Here is a 14897-nt window from a genome sequence, read left to right on the forward strand (position 1 = left end):
TCGGGCATTGGCACGATAGCGTGCAAGAAACAGCCCGTTGGAGTTCACTCCAGCGGCAACGCCCGAATACCGTCCGCGTCCACGCGCAGATATCCGCCGCGTGGCTCGCCGTGATCCAGTTCCCAATCCGGCATGACCCAGCGCACGCCATCTGTTTCCCGGTGGCGCGCGGGCAAATGCGTGTGGCCGTGGATCATCGTGTGGGTGTTGGTGCTCGCGAACAACTCCGCCACCGCCTCGCGCGTCACGTCATATTTCGCCTGCGCCGGACGCGTCCTGCCGTCTTCGCTGGTCGATCGCATGCGCTCCGCAATCAATAAGCGCAGCTTCAGCGGCAAGCTCAAGAATAGTTGTTGCGCTACCGGGTTACGCGCAAACCGGCGAAAGCGCTGATATGCGGGGTCGGCCGTGCAAAGCGCATCGCCATGCGCCACCACGATGCGCGTGCCGAACGCTGTGATAACGAATGGATCGGGCAACCGCAGCGCCCCGGCGGCTCGCATGAAACGCTTGCCTAGCAGGAAATCGCGGTTGCCGTGCATCACATACAAGGCAATGCCGCGTTCGGACAAGGTATGCATCAACGCCGTCATGCGCCTCGCAAACGCGGCGCGTGGACCTGGCACCGATGCATCCAGCACGTCGTCGCCCACCCAGAATTCGAACAGGTCGCCGAGGATGAACACCGAGTCGGCATCGTTCGCCGTCACCTCGATGAAATGCTCGAACGCCGCCACGGTGCGCGGAATGGCGTCGCTCAAATGGAGATCGGAAATGAAAAACAGCGGGCGCGCTGTATCTTTCGCGCCCGCTGTTTCTTCTGAATCGATCACGCTGTGCGTCGAGTCGATCATTCCCCGACGACGACAGCCTTTTCGATCACGACGTCATCCACCGGCACGTCCTGATGAAAACCCTTCGAGCCCGTCTTGACCTTGCGGATCTTGTCGACGATATCGAGGCCCTCCACGACCTTGCCGAATACCGCGTAACCCCAGCCTTGCGGCGACGGCGACGAGTGGTTCAGGAACTCGTTGTCACCCACATTGATGAAGAACTGCGCGGTGGCCGAATGCGGGTCGTTGGTACGCGCCATGGCGACGGAACCGTGTTCGTTCTTCAGGCCGTTATTTGCTTCGTTGTCAATAGGTGCGTCCGTCGGCTTTTGCTTCATGCCCGGTTCGAAACCGCCGCCCTGGATCATGAAACCGTCGATCACGCGATGGAACACGGTGTTGTCGTAGTGGCCTTTCTTTACGTAGTTCAGAAAGTTTTCGACCGACTTCGGAGCCTTCTCAGCGTTCAGCTCGATCTTGATGATGCCGTGATTCGTATGCAGTTCGACCATGATGAGTTCCTTTCCTTTTCAAGAGTAGATGGGGCAATACGCGACGCGCACGGCGCATGCCTGCTTTTTGCCTGCTCGCCATGAAGGCGAGCGGCCACGGACTTGTTCCCCGACTTGGCTTTTGAGGCCTGCTTCAAGGCTTATTGCCCTGCTGATTCCCCAGCATACTTCCCAACGATTACTTCCCGACGACGCTAGCCGACTGGATCACGACGTTCGTTTGCGGCACATCGGCCATCGGGCCGCGCGTGGTAGTCGGCGTGCCTTCAATCTTCTTCACTACGTCCATGCCCGCGACCACCTTGCCGAACACGGCATAACCGTTGCCGTCGCCGTTGGGGTAATCGAGGCCGGTGTTATCGACCGTGTTGATGAAGAACTGCGATGTCGCCGAATCCGGATCGCTCGTGCGTGCCATGGCGAGCGTGCCGGTCGTATTCTTCAGCCCGTTCTTGCTTTCAAGCGGAATGGGCGCCCGCGTCGGTTTTTCGACGAAGCTGGTCGTGTACCCGCCGCCCTGAATCATGAAGCCCGGAATCACGCGATGAAAAATCGTGCCGTTGTACTGGCCGGACTTTACATAGTCCAGAAAGTTGGCGACGCTTTTCGGCGCCTTCTCAGGATACAACTCAACCTTGATGTCGCCTTGTGAAGTCTTGAGCAGCACGGTCGGGTGAGCAGCAGTCTGCGAGGACTGAGCAAAGGCGGGTGCTTGGGCGATGAGTGCAGCGCTGCCAAGCGCCAACAACAAACTTTTCATGAGTAATCGATCCTCTGGTTGGAGCAGCTACGGGTGAAGACTTTGTCGAACGTTCAAACGTCCAGGTGTCTGGCCGTCTGAACGTTCGATCGTGCCGGATTATCGGATTATCGGATTGTCGGATTATGGATTCGTGGGCGCGAAGTAAGGCGTGGTCGAAAGCGGCACGCTCGGTCCGGAGAACGGCGAGTAAAGCGGCGACGACATGTCGTTGGACGTGGTACCCGAAGTCGTGCTCGTCCAGTCATTAGAGGTTGCACTCGACGAAGACGCGGCCGTTGCCGACGAAGCCGCCGCCGGCGCCGACGCGGCCGACACATGCGAGGCGCCCGACGCGGCCGCCGCTGCGGCTGCTGCAGCCGCGGCTTCCGGACGGCGTCGCGGCGGCGGCGACACGATGTTCTGGATGTCGCCCACGCGCTGCGCCGTCAACGGGCTCTTTGATCCGAGCGCCTGCGCCCGCTTATACGATTCGCTCGCAAGCCGCAAATACAGATCGCCAAGATTTTCGTACGCCAGCGCGTAACTCGGATTCGCCTTCGTCGCCGTTTCGAGCGCTACGCGTGCTTCATCGTAGCGGCCCTTCTTGGCGTAGAGCGCGGCAAGGTTGTTATACGGCTCGGGCAGTTCGGGGTAGGCCTGGGTGAGCTCGGTGAACGCGGCTATGGCTTCGTCGTCCCGGTTCAAGCGCGCGAGTACGGTCGCGCGCTTGAACTTGGCCTGCACGTCGCGCGGATTGGTCTTGATGCGTGCGTCGAGTTGCGCGAGCGCGCTTGGCCATTGCTTCTGCGCAATAGCCTGGTCGATGGCGGGCGTGTCGTCCGCGGTGGCGGTGGAGACTTGCGCAAGCGCTGGCGTAACCGCCAAAAACGTTGCGCCAAGTCCGAATGTGACGGTTGCAAGGGCGGTCGCCGCTAGCTTGGCAACGCTTGATGCGCGGCCGCTGGAAGGTTTCATAGGCTCTGGTCTGGATGTTATACTCCGACCCATTCTAACAAAACGTCTGTAACGTTCCGTTGAACGTCCAGACAGTCTTTACGCCACTCGCGGCCGCCTCCGTTTTGATCGCAGCATGACCGTCATGTTTCTCGCGACGGCACGCACGGTTCCCAGCGCTTCAAGTTCGAAGCCGGGCCGGGTCAAACATGTTGAACGTGCTGGAACTTGCTGGAACGTGTCATATCGCTGATGTCGCGTTGACGTCGTTCTCGTCGCTGGTCTCATTGTCGTTCTTGATGTTGCTGTCGTTTCACGGCTACCTGTAGCATGGGTCGCAGCAGTGCAGAATGCACCGTTGCTATCGGCAGCCGGAAACGAATGCGAACGAACGCGGACATGCGGCATGCCGTCACAATCGCCGTCACAACCAATCGCCGTCACAACATTGGCCAGCAGTCGAAACACGGATGTCCCGGCCCACGCACCATCGCTTATGAACTCATTGCGCATCTACAACACGCTCGCGCGTGACAAGCAACCTTTCGTGCCGCTCCGTGCAGGAGAAGTGCGCATGTATGTTTGCGGAATCACGGTGTATGACTATTGTCATGTCGGGCACGCACGCATGATGATCGTGTTCGATATTGTCCAGCGCTGGCTTCGCACGCTTGGATACAACGTGACTTATGTGCGCAACATCACAGACATCGACGACAAGATCATTCGTCGCGCGGTGGAAAACGGCGAGTCGATCAAGGCGCTGACGGGGCGATTCATCCAGGCCATGTACGACGATCTCGATGCGCTCGGCGTAGCCCGTCCCGATCTCGAACCGCGTGCGACCGACTTCGTTCCGCAGATGCTGGGCATGATCCAGACGCTCGTGCAGAACGGTTATGCGTATCAGGGGAAAGACGGCGACGTGAACTATGCGGTGCGCAAGTTCGAGGGCTACGGCAAGCTGTCGGGCAAATCGATCGAAGACTTGCGTGCGGGCGAACGCGTGGCTGCAAACGACGCTAAGCAAGATCCACTCGACTTCGTGTTGTGGAAACGCGCGAAGGAAGGGGAGCCGCCGGACACGGGCTGGGATTCGGCATGGGGGCGCGGCCGGCCGGGCTGGCATATCGAATGTTCGGCCATGGGCTGCACCTTGTTGGGCGATCGTTTTGACATTCATGGTGGCGGTCAGGACCTGCAGTTTCCGCACCATGAGAATGAAATTGCGCAGAGCGAGGCGGCAACGGGCGTTCAGTTCGTGAACTACTGGATGCATAACGGCTTCGTGCAGATCGACAGCGAAAAGATGTCGAAGTCGCTGGGCAACTTCTTTACCATCCGCGAAGTCCTCGAAAAATTCGATGCGGAAGTCGTGCGTTTTTTTATAGCAAGGGCACACTATCGTTCGCCGCTCAATTACAGCGACGTTCATATAGAAGACGCACGTGGGGCGCTCACGCGTTTGTATACAGCGCTGAAAGACGTGAGCCCGGATGTGGCGCCGCTCGACTGGAACGAAGCGCATGCGCAACGTTTTCGCGCGGCGATGAACGACGATTTCAACACGCCGGTTGCGATCGCCGTGTTGTTCGAATTGGCAAGCGAAGTGAATCGCTCGCAGGACACTGTGCTCGCACGTCAATTGAAGAAACTGGCCGCTGTGCTCGGGTTGTTGCAACGTGAGCCGCGTGCGTTTCTTCAGGACACGCCGCGTAGCAATCGCAATATGGTTGGCCAAGAGGGTGCAGAAAGCCTCACGCCTGCCGATATAGAAATGAAGATTGCCGCTCGTGTTGCTGCGAAGCAGGCAAAGAACTATGCCGAAGCAGACCGGATTCGCGCCGAATTGCTCGAAGCCGGGATTGCACTTGAAGACAAACCGGGTGGGTTGACCGAATGGCGTCGTGCTTAAGCGCCTCTCGTTCCCTTTGATCGACTCGCCAGGTAGGAGGCATGATGGCAACGGCCAGAAAGGCGCCGGCTAAACGAGCCGCGTCCGGTAGTATCGCAGTGCCCGCGAGCAGGGTCGCGCGGCGTGCGCAGGTGAAAACGTCGAAGGTGTCGACGCCCGAGGCGAAACTCGCCAACGGTGCTGCCCACGACGGAGAACGCAAGACGGCATCGAAAAAACGTGCGGTCAATGGCGTAGTTCATGACGGCGTTGCTAAAACGAACGGCCTCGTTCGTGCACACAAGACAGTGCGGGCAACCGCGCCGAAAGTGGCATCCAAGGTGGCGCCCAAGAAGGCGAGCGGCGACGCTAATGGCGTGCTCGACGTGAAAGCCGTCGAGACCAACGTCAGCGCTGACGCAATGCAGGCGCTCGTGCGTGCTCCGCAGAGCGACGGCGAGATTGTCCGCAAGTCGCGTGCGATCACGGCCGAGAAAACTGTGCCGGTGCAGACGCCCGGCTTGTCGGTGGAAGCCGCTCGTCCCGAGTATTGGGACAAGGCGTGTGCCGACCTCGTCAAGCGCGACCGTATTCTCAAGAAACTGATTCCGAAGTTCGGCCCGGTGCATCTGATCAATCGCGACGATCCGTTCACCACACTTGCGCGTTCGGTTGTCGGTCAGCAAATTTCCGTGACGGCCGCGCAGGCTATCTGGAAGCGTGTGGAGGGTGCGTGCCCGACGCTCGCGCCGCAGCAGTTCATCAAGGTGGGACCGGCGAAGTTGCAGTCGTGCGGGTTATCGAAACGGAAGTCGGAATATATCCTCGACGTCGCGCAGCATTTCGTTTCGGGCGCGCTGCACGTGGATAGCTGGACATCAATGGAAGATGAAGCTGTGATCGCGGAGTTGACGCAGATTCGCGGCATTGGCCGATGGACGGCGGAAATGTTCCTGATCTTCAACTTGTCGCGCCCGGACGTCCTGCCGCTCGATGACCTCGGCCTGATCCAGGCCATCAGCGTCAACTATTTCAGCGGTGAACCCGTAACCCGCAGCGAAGCGCGCGAAGTCGCGGCCAACTGGGAACCGTGGCGCACCGTCGCGACCTGGTACATGTGGCGCAGCCTTTACCCCGTCCCCGCCGATCACTAAAATTCCCCGGTCGCATTATCCGGTGGCAGTCGGTGAGTCGATGAACTATTGATATCTTATAATCGATAGTTGCGACCCGGAATTTAGTGAGGCTGGCGCGGTTAGAATACGCGCTGCCCGATGCTCTAGGATTCGAACATATGAAGACCACGTTTCTGGATTTCGAACAGCCTATCGCTGAACTCGAAGCGAAGATCGAAGAATTGCGCTTCGTTCAGGACGATTCCGCTGTCGATATTTCGGAAGAAATCGAGCGGCTGTCGAAGAAGAGCCAGCAACTCACCAAAGATCTTTATGCAAACCTGACCCCCTGGCAGGTTTCGCAGATCGCGCGCCATCCGCAGCGCCCGTACACGCTCGACTATGTGAACGAGCTTTTCACCGACTTCCACGAACTCCATGGCGACCGCTCTTATGCGGACGACCTGGCTATTGTCGGCGGTCTGGCGCGATTCAACGGCCAGCCTTGCATGGTGATCGGCCAGCAGAAGGGCCGCGACACGAAAGAGCGCGCAGCGCGCAATTTCGGCATGCCGCGCCCGGAGGGGTATCGGAAGGCTGAGCGGCTCATGCGTCTGGCCGAGAAATTCGGCTTGCCGATTTTTACGTTCATCGATACCCCCGGCGCGTACCCTGGTATTGGGGCAGAGGAGCGTGGGCAGTCGGAAGCAATCGGCCGTAATCTGTATGTGATGGCCGAACTGAAGACGCCGATTGTGGCGACCATCATCGGCGAAGGTGGTTCAGGCGGCGCGCTGGCTATTGCCGTTGCTGACAGCGTGCTAATGCTGCAATTCTCAACTTATTCGGTGATTTCGCCCGAGGGTTGTGCGTCCATTTTGTGGAAAAGCGCCGCGAAGGCGCCGGAAGCGGCCGAAGCGCTGGGTTTGACGGCTCATCGGCTGAAGGCGTTGGGATTGATCGACAAGATCGTCAACGAGCCGCTGGGCGGCGCGCATCGCGATCCGAAAGGCATGGCGGCATTGCTGCGCCGTGCACTAGCCGATACCCTGCGCCAGTTCCACGGCATGAATGCGCTCGACGTTCGCGCGCGCCGCTTCGACAAGCTGATGGCATACGGCAAGTTCAAGGAAAACCTGCCGGGTGCGTGAAGCTTGAGCGCGGCGCTCGCTGTTCCCTGTGCGCAGCTTGCCCTGACAGGCTGCCTCGAAGGTGCCCTGAAGGCACCTTAACAAGCCGACTTCCGTGACATCCGACACTGATACTCCCGCCAGCCGTCTCGTGATCGATGCGGTGCGCGCGGCGTTCGCCGATGTGCCGGCCTCTCCCCAAAGCGCGATCGCCGTTGCGTTCAGCGGCGGTCTCGACTCGACTGCGCTGCTCGATGCAGCGGTTCGATGCGCGGGACCAACGCGTGTCATCGCGTTGCACATTCACCATGGTTTGAGTCCGAACGCAGATGCCTGGGCCGCGCATTGTCGCGCGTTCGCGCAGACGCTGGGCGTGAGGTTCGCGTCGCGTCAGGTCGACGTGGTACGCGAAGGCGGCGAGAGTCTGGAAGCGGCGGCACGTGATGCGCGTTATCGTGCGCTCGACGCGCTGTGCGACGAGCAGGGTGCGAGCGCGCTTTGGCTCGCGCATCATGCCGACGATCAGGCGGAAACCGTGTTGCTGCAATTGCTGCGCGGCGCGGGCGTCGCCGGGCTTGCCGCGATGGCGCCGCAACGGGTGGATGGCGCCTCCACGCCGCGCGTGCGGCCGTTATTGCATCTGTTGCGTGCACAACTCGAGCATTACGCGCATGAGCGCGATTTGCGCTGGATCGACGACGAATCCAACGCCGATACCCGCTATGCCCGCAACGCGCTGCGTCATGACGTCCTGCCTGCACTCGCTGTGCATTTTCCTGGTTTCCGCGATGCGCTTGCGCGGACCGCGTCCCATGCGGCGTCGGCGCAAAGGTTGCTCGATGAACTTGCTCGCATCGACATGGCATCGGCACAAGGCGATGATGAGGGCGCGTTGAGCCTATCGGCGGTACTCGCTTTCGACGATGAACGCGCGATCAACTTGCTGCGTTACTGGATGCGTTCGCTCGGGCTGCAGGCGGCATCGGCAGCGCGTATTGGCGAGGTGCTGCGGCAATTGCGCGACGCCGCGGTTTCCCGGAACGGCCACGCGTTGCGCATCGATCACACCGGGTCTTGCTTGCGGGCGTATCGCGATGCGATTTTCTGGGAAAAGGGCGATAGCGCGGACCCCGCCGATCTCGACGATGGGGCACATCCCGCCCGCATGGCGAGCGTGCTGAACTGGGACGGCGAAAGTATTTGGCGCCTGCCGCATTGGCGCGGGACGTTCGTGTTCAAACCCGCGGCACACGGCGATGAGGACGCGGTCTCCGAAGCCACGCTGCGCGCCGCGCCGCTCGGAGCGCGTTCGCGCGCGGGCGGCGAGCGCTTGCGCTTGAGCGCGGATGGACCCGGCCGGACCCTGAAAAACCTGTTTCAGGAGCGCGGCGTGCCGGCCTGGAAACGCGACGTCCCTCTGGTGTTTCTCGGCGAAACCTTGTTGTTCGTGCCGTTCATTGGCGTCAATCGCGCGTACGCCGAAGTCGGCGGTGAGGACGCCGTGTATAGGCGGATTGAGTGGCGGCCGGATCTGGTGATTGCCTGAGCGCTTGAACGGATAGCCGGCGCGCTCACGCGCTGTATCTGCGGCGGGTCCGGCGGGCGAAACTCGATCTGCCCCAATTTTCAGTGTTTCATGCGCGGGAACAAATCCCGGTCAACTTTTCCTGGCGAACGCCTGCGAGCGGTCTGCAAACGGTCTGCGAACGAGTCGAATCGGCCGTTCCGGCTTGTGTTTTAGACCTCGATCGGGTACGTTTACCGGTTTCCCGCAACGCTTTTCAAGCAGCTTTTCCGTCCAGAAGACGCGTTTTTAGCCGCCAGAATTGCATTTTGCGCGCGAGCCAACCTTGCGCGTGCGGCTACCGCGCTTCGTCGTCACGCTTAAGTCGTCGATCGCACCGATCCAGGGTTTGCTTGTGTTTCTTCAAGCCGGCTTCTGATGCAATACGTGAAACACGTGCAGTACGCGGCGCATCAAACGGCGCGCCAGCGCGGCTTTTTCTCCTGTTCAAAACGACAATGGCACTCATCGTACATAAATACGGCGGCACTTCGATGGGCTCGGTCGAGCGCATCAAGAACGTCGCCAAGCGCGTCGCGAAATGGCACAAGGCCGGCCACAAGATGGTCGTCGTCCCGTCGGCCATGTCCGGCGAAACGAACCGCCTGCTGGGCCTCGCGCGCGAAATCACCCCTCATCCGGACCCGCGTGAACTCGACATGATCGCCTCCACGGGCGAACAAGTCAGCGTCGGCCTGCTCGCCATCGCGTTGCACGCCGAAGGGCTCGAAGCCGTCAGCTATGCGGGCTGGCAAGTGCCGATCAAGACGGACAGCGCGTTCACGAAAGCACGCATCAGCGACATCGACGGCACGCGCGTGCTCGCCGATCTCGACGCGGGCAAAGTCGTCGTGATCACGGGCTTCCAGGGCGTTGACCCAGAGGGTCATATTGCCACGCTGGGACGCGGCGGTTCGGACACCTCGGCCGTGGCAATTGCGGCGGCATTGAAAGCCGACGAATGCCTGATCTATACGGACGTTGATGGTGTCTACACCACGGACCCGCGCGTGGTCGAAGAAGCGCGCAGGCTGGATCGCGTGACGTTCGAAGAGATGTTGGAAATGGCGAGCCTCGGGTCGAAGGTGCTGCAGATCCGTTCGGTGGAATTCGCCGGCAAATATCAGGTCAAGACGCGCGTGTTGTCGAGCCTGACGGACCCGTTGATTCCGCTCGAAACCGAAATGCGCTCGGGCACCCTGATTACTTTTGAAGAAGACGAGACCATGGAAAAAGCTGTTATCTCGGGCATCGCATTTCAGCGCGACGAAGCGCGTATTGCCGTGATGGGCGTGCCCGACAAGCCGGGCATTGCGTACCAGATCCTCGGGCCGGTGGCCGATGCGAATATCGACATCGACATGATCATCCAGAACACGAGCGTGGACGGCAAGACAGACTTTACGTTCACGGTCGGCCGCGGTGATTATGCGCATGCCATGGAGATCCTGGCGAACCAGGTGAAGGACCACGTCAAGGCCGAGCAGGTTCGGGGCGATCCGAAGGTGTCGAAGGTGTCGGTGGTCGGCGTGGGCATGCGCTCGCACGTGGGTATTGCGAGCACGATGTTCCGTACGCTGGCGGAAGAGGGCATCAATATCCAGATGATCTCGACGTCGGAGATCAAGATCTCGGTGCTGATCGACGAAAAATATACCGAGCTCGCCGTGCGCGCGCTGCATAAGGTGTTCGAACTCGATCGCGGCTGAAGACACGCGGGAAACGGCGTGGGTGTGACAGCTTGCAGTGTGTTTTTTGGCCGTAGTCGAAACAAGCGGCGCAATAAGCGGCGAAACACTGTTCGATGCAATTCATGAGATGAAAAATTTTGTCTCACGAAATTGACCCGCAGCCGCTAACCCGCTATCATCTTGGCTTCGTCGCGCTGACTCCCGCGCGGCAGAAAGTGCAGGAGACGTGGCCGAGAGGTTGAAGGTACTCCCCTGCTAAGGGAGCATCTGGGCTAAAACCTGGATCGAGGGTTCGAATCCCTCCGTCTCCGCCAGAAGAATGCAAAGCCCCGTAGGTCTAACGACTTACGGGGTTTTTGTTTTTTTGGCCCCTATTGGGTGTTCCACGGGCGGAAGGCAATGCGTGTGTCCCAATGGCTCCGCTCAATGCGCGTGTTTGTCACCCTTTCGGCGCGCTGCTCGGTTTCCACTGCAACACACGCATATGGACGGTTGCAGGTGCGGCGTCCGGTTCTTGGAGCGTGGATCAACGGCGTTTGGAGAGCTGATGGATAACGGGGCCACCGCTGAGTTGCAACGCCGCCGCAGTCGCTTCATCTGCCGGAAAAAACAATTCGATCGCGAGCTCCGACAGCGTGATATCAATTGGGGTGCCAAACATCATCGTTGTACTAATGAATGATAGTTGCCCTGCGGCAGTGCTCAATACGAACGGGATCACGATAGAGGATTCCATCGTGTGATTCCGGCTGGATACCCCGGGATAACTCTTCAACTCATCGCGCAACGCGGCCAACTGCGGATCGGCCGTGAGTGCGATCTGACGCCCCAGCCGTTCAAGTAAATGCGCGCGCCATTGCCCGAGATTCGCAATCTTCGGCGCCAACCCCCGCGGATGCAGACTCAACCGCAACACATTCACCGGCGGTTCAAGCAAAGACGGATCAGCATCGGCGATAAGCGCAGCCACCGCACCATTCGCCGACACCAGATTCCAATGCCGGTCGATAGCCAGCGCCGGATAAGGCTCGTGCCCCTTCAGGATCTGTTCGACTGCGGTTCGCGCAGGCTGCATCGATTGATCATCGAATGGACGTTCCTGGAACACCGGCGCGAACCCCGCCGCGGTCAGCAACTGGTTGCGTTCGCGCAGCGGCACCTCGAGATACTCGGCAAGCCGCAGCACCATCGCGCGGCTCGGCACGGCGCGTCCCGTTTCGATAAAACTCAGATGCCGGCTCGAAATCTCCGCTTCGCTGGCCAGATAAAGCTGGCTCATGCGGCGTCGTTCGCGCCAGTGCTTGATCATCGGGCCAATACCAACAGCCGTCGCAGTCAGTGTGTTCATGGTCGTACCTTATCAAACCGCCGCACGCAGCTCCATTACCTGCCAGGTAATCGACGCACGACATGCCCGTCCCGATGATTGATCCCAGGCCGCGCTAATCCGGTGCCGCCATAGCCTGGAAGATTATCGAAGGAGAGAATCATGACTGAGCATGACGTGCTGGTGGGTCGCTATATCGATACATGGAACGAGACGAATCCGTCGCGACGCAACGCTCTTGCAGAGTTGGTTTTGCTTGACGGCGCCAGTTACACCGATCCAATGATGAGCAGCACTGGCCCGAAAGAGTTCGCCGAGATGATCGGCGCGTTCCAGGCGCAGATGCCTGGGTTGACGTTCGAGCGGGTCGGCGGGATTGATGCGACGGGTGCAATGGTCCGCTTCAGTTGGCGTCTGGTCGATGCTGCCGGCCGGCAACTGGCGAGCGGGACGGATTTCGGCGAATTTTCCACCGATGGCCGGTTCGCCGGCATCACGGGTTTTCTCGACAGCACGCTGATGGGCCCGGCTTGGTGCGTGGAAAAGTACGCCGCGTTCTGGGCGGCGCCGGACTTCGGCCGGCCGAGCGATGAACTGGCGGCGGATATCGAAGGATATTGGCCGGGTTTGCACGCGCCATTGAAAGGCGTGGACGCCTATGTACGGCCGCTGCATGAGCTGCTGCGCCAGGTTCCGGATTTCAGGCTTGAAGTTGCCGACCACGCGAGTCGCGGCGATACCGTCTTCATCCGATGGATTGCCACGGGAACGCACGGCGATGTGCCGTTGCGCTTCGAAGGGGTGGACTGCGTGCGTCACAGTAATGGCCAGGTTTATGAGAACCGGATCTACTGCGATCATCCGCTGATTCAGGCGTTGAACCGCTAACCGAATCTGAAACCGTGCTTTTTCCCGATCGAGCAGGGCGCTGCGTTGGGCCGATATGCCCGCGCGAGCGCCCGAGGACGCTCAGACTTCGTCGCCGTCTAGGTCGTCCGGTCCCTGCAGGTCCGTTTGTCCCGTTTCACCGCGCACGACTCGACGTTTGCGCTGCACATGGTAGGCCGTTAGTACAGCGTGCACGACCATATCCAGCGCGGGTTTCGCATTACCTTGCTTGTCAATCCAGGTTTTCGGCGTCAGTGCGCCGGCGAGCGATACGCTGTCGCCGTCATCGAGCGCCTGGAGCGCGTCCTTGACGGTGTCGTCGAAGGCAATCACGTTCACGAACAGACTCTCGCCGTCACCGGCCGAGGCGCGAACACGACATGTCACGAAGTGAGTGCCGTGCTGACCCGTACGCACTTGCGCCGTGCCGTATAGACGTCCGGAAACCAGGCCGTCAATCATGATGTGCCTCTCCAAAATTCACCGATTGTCTCACTCGTACGCAGTTACTTCCGCTTCGCTTCTTCGAGACACGCCGCCAGCTTCTCGAAATACTCGAGCGCCTTGCGCGTGGGTACGACGGTCTTGGACCGCAGATCCGTACTTGATTCATCGACCGAGACAAGTCCTTCCCGTCTGAGCCGCGCGAGTTTGCGGTGCACCGTCGCCGGCGCGCCTGCGACCGATAGCGCCATCGTCTCGGTCACGGTCAGCGTACGCCCGGCGTGCCAGGCCGCTGTCAGCGCTTCGAGCAGCCGTTCCTCGGCGGCGTCGAGTTTGGGAACGGACGGCAACGCCTGCACCGCCTGAGCGAGATTCAGGAAGCGAAAATAGGTATCCACAAGGTGTTTTTTTGCCATGGAGGCGGACTCGAAATGCGTCTGTGAATCATAGCATCGCCCAGTAAACCGTCTTCCAAACCCTTATCAGTTTGATAATTAAATGTTACGATTCGTGAAAGAGGGCGCTTGCCGATGTAATGAAGTAGCGCGTAACTAGACCTGAGAGCCACAAGAAAAGAGCACGTTGCCCTGCGGTGGACGCGGGGCAACGTAGCCAATTGAGCCATCATGATGGAATCAAACAAGCATCGTGAAGCGGCGACGGCAGGGCGCTTTGGAGCGCAATATGCCGACGGCGAAATTGCTCATCTGCGGCATATGATTCGCTGCGTGAACCGGGCCGGTGCGATGAATGCCGATTATTGGCGTGCCCGTATAGAGCGGCTGCAACTCGACGCCGATCTGCTCCCGCAACAATGCGATTGCCTGAAAGCCTTGGTGCGTGAACTGGAAACCCTGTCCGCCCAGCTTCATGGCTCCTTTGACGGTGCTTGAGCTACGCTCGCGAGAGAACCGCTAATGCGCTGACACGGAGGTTCAGCGTCAGCGCGATGCCCGATGCATCGACGCATGCGTGCGCGTGACGAACCAAAGACCCAGCTTGAGCGTGTAGATAATCACGAGCGTACCGGTCAAGTCCCCGATAAACATCACGATAAACCGTTCGCCGAGATTGGCGGTATCGCCGCTCAACGCACACCACGCTTGCTGCATTGCAGGGCCCGCGATCGAATAGAGCAGGATCAGGACTAACAGACGTCCGGCCGTGAGATTAGCGAGTGACTCACTGAGCCCAAGTTTGCGCGTGGCGAAGAGATACACGAGATACGGCGCGAGCGCAGAGATAATGCCGCCGAAAGTCGCGCGAACTGGATCGTTCGGAAAATAATAGAAGAAGCAACTGATCCAGGACGCGATGAGTATTCCTGTCGCACCCAGCGCGCCGAATAACAGCGTGCACAGCAGGCGTATGCCGGCAGGCAAGTAGATCCAGTTGACGCCGCGCACAAACTCGGAATGCCTGAAAATCCATTCGTTCGCGACCAGCGCCAGCAGGAACACAAGGGTGGTGCCGCAGACCACAGCGAGGCGATGGCGGATATGCATAGATAAATCAGAACCCAAACGTGGTTGCGCGCAACTCCGGCGGGAGGCAAAACTGAACCGTCGCCCGCACGTTGCGAACATCACTCGGGCTGCGGTGATCGATGAACAATACGTGAACGATAAGTGAACAATGGCTGCTTTAGTATCGAATTCTATCAGCCACCTCAATCCACTCGGTGCGCGTGCCCAATCCAGCGAGCATTTCAGCAAGAAAGGACGCTCAGCTAAAGAAATGTTGTGTCACACCCTGTTGGCACCCGTAATTCGGAGTTACCAACTTGAAACATCTAGAGCC

15 protein-coding genes and 1 tRNA gene are annotated in these 14897 nt (G+C 59.7%); 8 read left to right on the forward strand and 8 right to left on the reverse strand.

Annotation, left to right across the window (positions count from 1 at the left end; translation table 11 throughout):
* Window positions 1–44: 44 nt before the first annotated feature.
* The 4 genes from SBC1_RS06075 to SBC1_RS06090 form a co-directional block, all read right to left on the reverse strand.
* Window positions 45–854 (reverse strand): UDP-2,3-diacylglucosamine diphosphatase, encoded by an 810-nt coding sequence (locus tag SBC1_RS06075; protein ID WP_165088611.1) that lies wholly within the window; start codon window positions 852–854, stop codon window positions 45–47.
* Window positions 851–1348, reverse strand: a complete 498-nt coding sequence (locus SBC1_RS06080; protein WP_165088616.1) for a peptidylprolyl isomerase — start codon at window positions 1346–1348, stop codon at window positions 851–853. The genes SBC1_RS06075 and SBC1_RS06080 overlap by 4 nt, the downstream gene beginning before the upstream one ends.
* A gap of 178 nt (window positions 1349–1526) precedes the next feature.
* Complete coding sequence (locus SBC1_RS06085) at window positions 1527–2108, reverse strand: peptidylprolyl isomerase (protein WP_165088619.1); 582 nt, start codon at window positions 2106–2108, stop codon at window positions 1527–1529.
* Window positions 2109–2231: 123 nt separating this feature from the next.
* On the reverse strand, window positions 2232–3098 hold the full coding sequence (locus tag SBC1_RS06090; protein ID WP_165088624.1) for a M48 family metallopeptidase: 867 nt from the start codon (window positions 3096–3098) through the stop codon (window positions 2232–2234).
* A gap of 442 nt (window positions 3099–3540) precedes the next feature.
* Here SBC1_RS06090 and cysS point away from each other — a divergent pair, with 442 nt between their 5' ends.
* The 6 genes from cysS to SBC1_RS06120 all read left to right on the forward strand — a co-directional run bounded on the left by cysS (window position 3541) and on the right by SBC1_RS06120 (window position 10752).
* On the forward strand, window positions 3541–4959 hold the full coding sequence (gene cysS, locus SBC1_RS06095) for a cysteine--tRNA ligase (protein ID WP_165088628.1): 1419 nt from the start codon (window positions 3541–3543) through the stop codon (window positions 4957–4959).
* Window positions 4960–5003: 44 nt separating this feature from the next.
* A complete protein-coding gene (locus tag SBC1_RS06100) occupies window positions 5004–6092 on the forward strand; it encodes a DNA-3-methyladenine glycosylase (RefSeq protein WP_165093091.1) in 1089 nt (362 codons plus the stop codon).
* Between the two features lie 140 nt (window positions 6093–6232).
* Entirely contained in the window at window positions 6233–7204 is a 972-nt protein-coding gene (locus SBC1_RS06105; protein WP_031363946.1) for an acetyl-CoA carboxylase carboxyltransferase subunit alpha, read from the forward strand.
* Between the two features lie 94 nt (window positions 7205–7298).
* The gene (gene tilS / locus SBC1_RS06110; protein WP_165088632.1) at window positions 7299–8729 is read left to right on the forward strand and encodes a tRNA lysidine(34) synthetase TilS; all 1431 of its coding nucleotides are present in this window, start codon (window positions 7299–7301) and stop codon (window positions 8727–8729) included.
* Between the two features lie 476 nt (window positions 8730–9205).
* Complete coding sequence (locus tag SBC1_RS06115) at window positions 9206–10456, forward strand: aspartate kinase (protein ID WP_165088635.1); 1251 nt, start codon at window positions 9206–9208, stop codon at window positions 10454–10456.
* Between the two features lie 202 nt (window positions 10457–10658).
* Window positions 10659–10752 (forward strand) — tRNA-Ser (locus tag SBC1_RS06120).
* A 212-nt stretch (window positions 10753–10964) separates the two neighbouring features.
* Here SBC1_RS06120 and SBC1_RS06125 read toward each other — a convergent pair.
* Window positions 10965–11786, reverse strand: coding sequence for a helix-turn-helix domain-containing protein (locus tag SBC1_RS06125; protein WP_241202033.1), 822 nt, complete (start codon window positions 11784–11786; stop codon window positions 10965–10967).
* A 141-nt stretch (window positions 11787–11927) separates the two neighbouring features.
* Between SBC1_RS06125 and SBC1_RS06130 the strand changes: the two genes are divergently transcribed.
* On the forward strand, window positions 11928–12653 hold the full coding sequence (locus tag SBC1_RS06130) for a nuclear transport factor 2 family protein (RefSeq protein WP_165088638.1): 726 nt from the start codon (window positions 11928–11930) through the stop codon (window positions 12651–12653).
* A gap of 81 nt (window positions 12654–12734) precedes the next feature.
* Here the strand turns inward: SBC1_RS06130 and SBC1_RS06135 are convergent, their stop codons facing one another.
* Together SBC1_RS06135 and SBC1_RS06140 are read right to left on the reverse strand one after the other, a co-directional pair.
* The gene (locus SBC1_RS06135) at window positions 12735–13115 is read right to left on the reverse strand and encodes a single-stranded DNA-binding protein (RefSeq protein ID WP_165088641.1); all 381 of its coding nucleotides are present in this window, start codon (window positions 13113–13115) and stop codon (window positions 12735–12737) included.
* Between the two features lie 44 nt (window positions 13116–13159).
* The gene (locus SBC1_RS06140) at window positions 13160–13513 is read right to left on the reverse strand and encodes a winged helix-turn-helix domain-containing protein (RefSeq protein WP_165088645.1); all 354 of its coding nucleotides are present in this window, start codon (window positions 13511–13513) and stop codon (window positions 13160–13162) included.
* 210 nt (window positions 13514–13723) lie between these two features.
* Here SBC1_RS06140 and SBC1_RS06145 point away from each other — a divergent pair, with 210 nt between their 5' ends.
* Window positions 13724–13990, forward strand: a complete 267-nt coding sequence (locus SBC1_RS06145; RefSeq protein WP_165088648.1) for a hypothetical protein — start codon at window positions 13724–13726, stop codon at window positions 13988–13990.
* Window positions 13991–14038: 48 nt separating this feature from the next.
* Here SBC1_RS06145 and SBC1_RS06150 read toward each other — a convergent pair whose 3' ends face one another.
* Window positions 14039–14602 carry a hypothetical protein gene (locus SBC1_RS06150; RefSeq protein WP_165088652.1) on the reverse strand — a complete coding sequence of 188 codons (564 nt, stop codon included), beginning with the start codon at window positions 14600–14602 and terminating at the stop codon, window positions 14039–14041.
* Between the last annotated feature and the right edge of the window lie 295 nt (window positions 14603–14897).

Source organism: Caballeronia sp. SBC1 (assembly GCF_011493005.1).
GTDB lineage: Bacteria > Pseudomonadota > Gammaproteobacteria > Burkholderiales > Burkholderiaceae > Caballeronia.

What these genes read in the sequence shown, in the direction of transcription:
- SBC1_RS06090 (WP_165088624.1), bottom strand. Translation starts at nt 3,098, where the DNA reads ATGGGTCGGAGTATAACATCCAGACCAGAGCCTATGAAACCTTCCAGC.
- SBC1_RS06125 (WP_241202033.1), bottom strand. Translation starts at nt 11,786, where the DNA reads ATGAACACACTGACTGCGACGGCTGTTGGTATTGGCCCGATGATCAAG.
- SBC1_RS06080 (WP_165088616.1), bottom strand. Translation starts at nt 1,348, where the DNA reads ATGGTCGAACTGCATACGAATCACGGCATCATCAAGATCGAGCTGAAC.
- SBC1_RS06075 (WP_165088611.1), bottom strand. Translation starts at nt 854, where the DNA reads ATGATCGACTCGACGCACAGCGTGATCGATTCAGAAGAAACAGCGGGC.
- SBC1_RS06115 (WP_165088635.1), top strand. Translation starts at nt 9,206, where the DNA reads ATGGCACTCATCGTACATAAATACGGCGGCACTTCGATGGGCTCGGTC.
- SBC1_RS06105 (WP_031363946.1), top strand. Translation starts at nt 6,233, where the DNA reads ATGAAGACCACGTTTCTGGATTTCGAACAGCCTATCGCTGAACTCGAA.
- SBC1_RS06140 (WP_165088645.1), bottom strand. Translation starts at nt 13,513, where the DNA reads ATGGCAAAAAAACACCTTGTGGATACCTATTTTCGCTTCCTGAATCTC.
- SBC1_RS06085 (WP_165088619.1), bottom strand. Translation starts at nt 2,108, where the DNA reads ATGAAAAGTTTGTTGTTGGCGCTTGGCAGCGCTGCACTCATCGCCCAA.
- SBC1_RS06135 (WP_165088641.1), bottom strand. Translation starts at nt 13,115, where the DNA reads ATGATTGACGGCCTGGTTTCCGGACGTCTATACGGCACGGCGCAAGTG.
- SBC1_RS06100 (WP_165093091.1), top strand. Translation starts at nt 5,004, where the DNA reads ATGGCAACGGCCAGAAAGGCGCCGGCTAAACGAGCCGCGTCCGGTAGT.
- SBC1_RS06145 (WP_165088648.1), top strand. Translation starts at nt 13,724, where the DNA reads ATGATGGAATCAAACAAGCATCGTGAAGCGGCGACGGCAGGGCGCTTT.
- SBC1_RS06130 (WP_165088638.1), top strand. Translation starts at nt 11,928, where the DNA reads ATGACTGAGCATGACGTGCTGGTGGGTCGCTATATCGATACATGGAAC.
- cysS (WP_165088628.1), top strand. Translation starts at nt 3,541, where the DNA reads ATGAACTCATTGCGCATCTACAACACGCTCGCGCGTGACAAGCAACCT.
- SBC1_RS06150 (WP_165088652.1), bottom strand. Translation starts at nt 14,602, where the DNA reads ATGCATATCCGCCATCGCCTCGCTGTGGTCTGCGGCACCACCCTTGTG.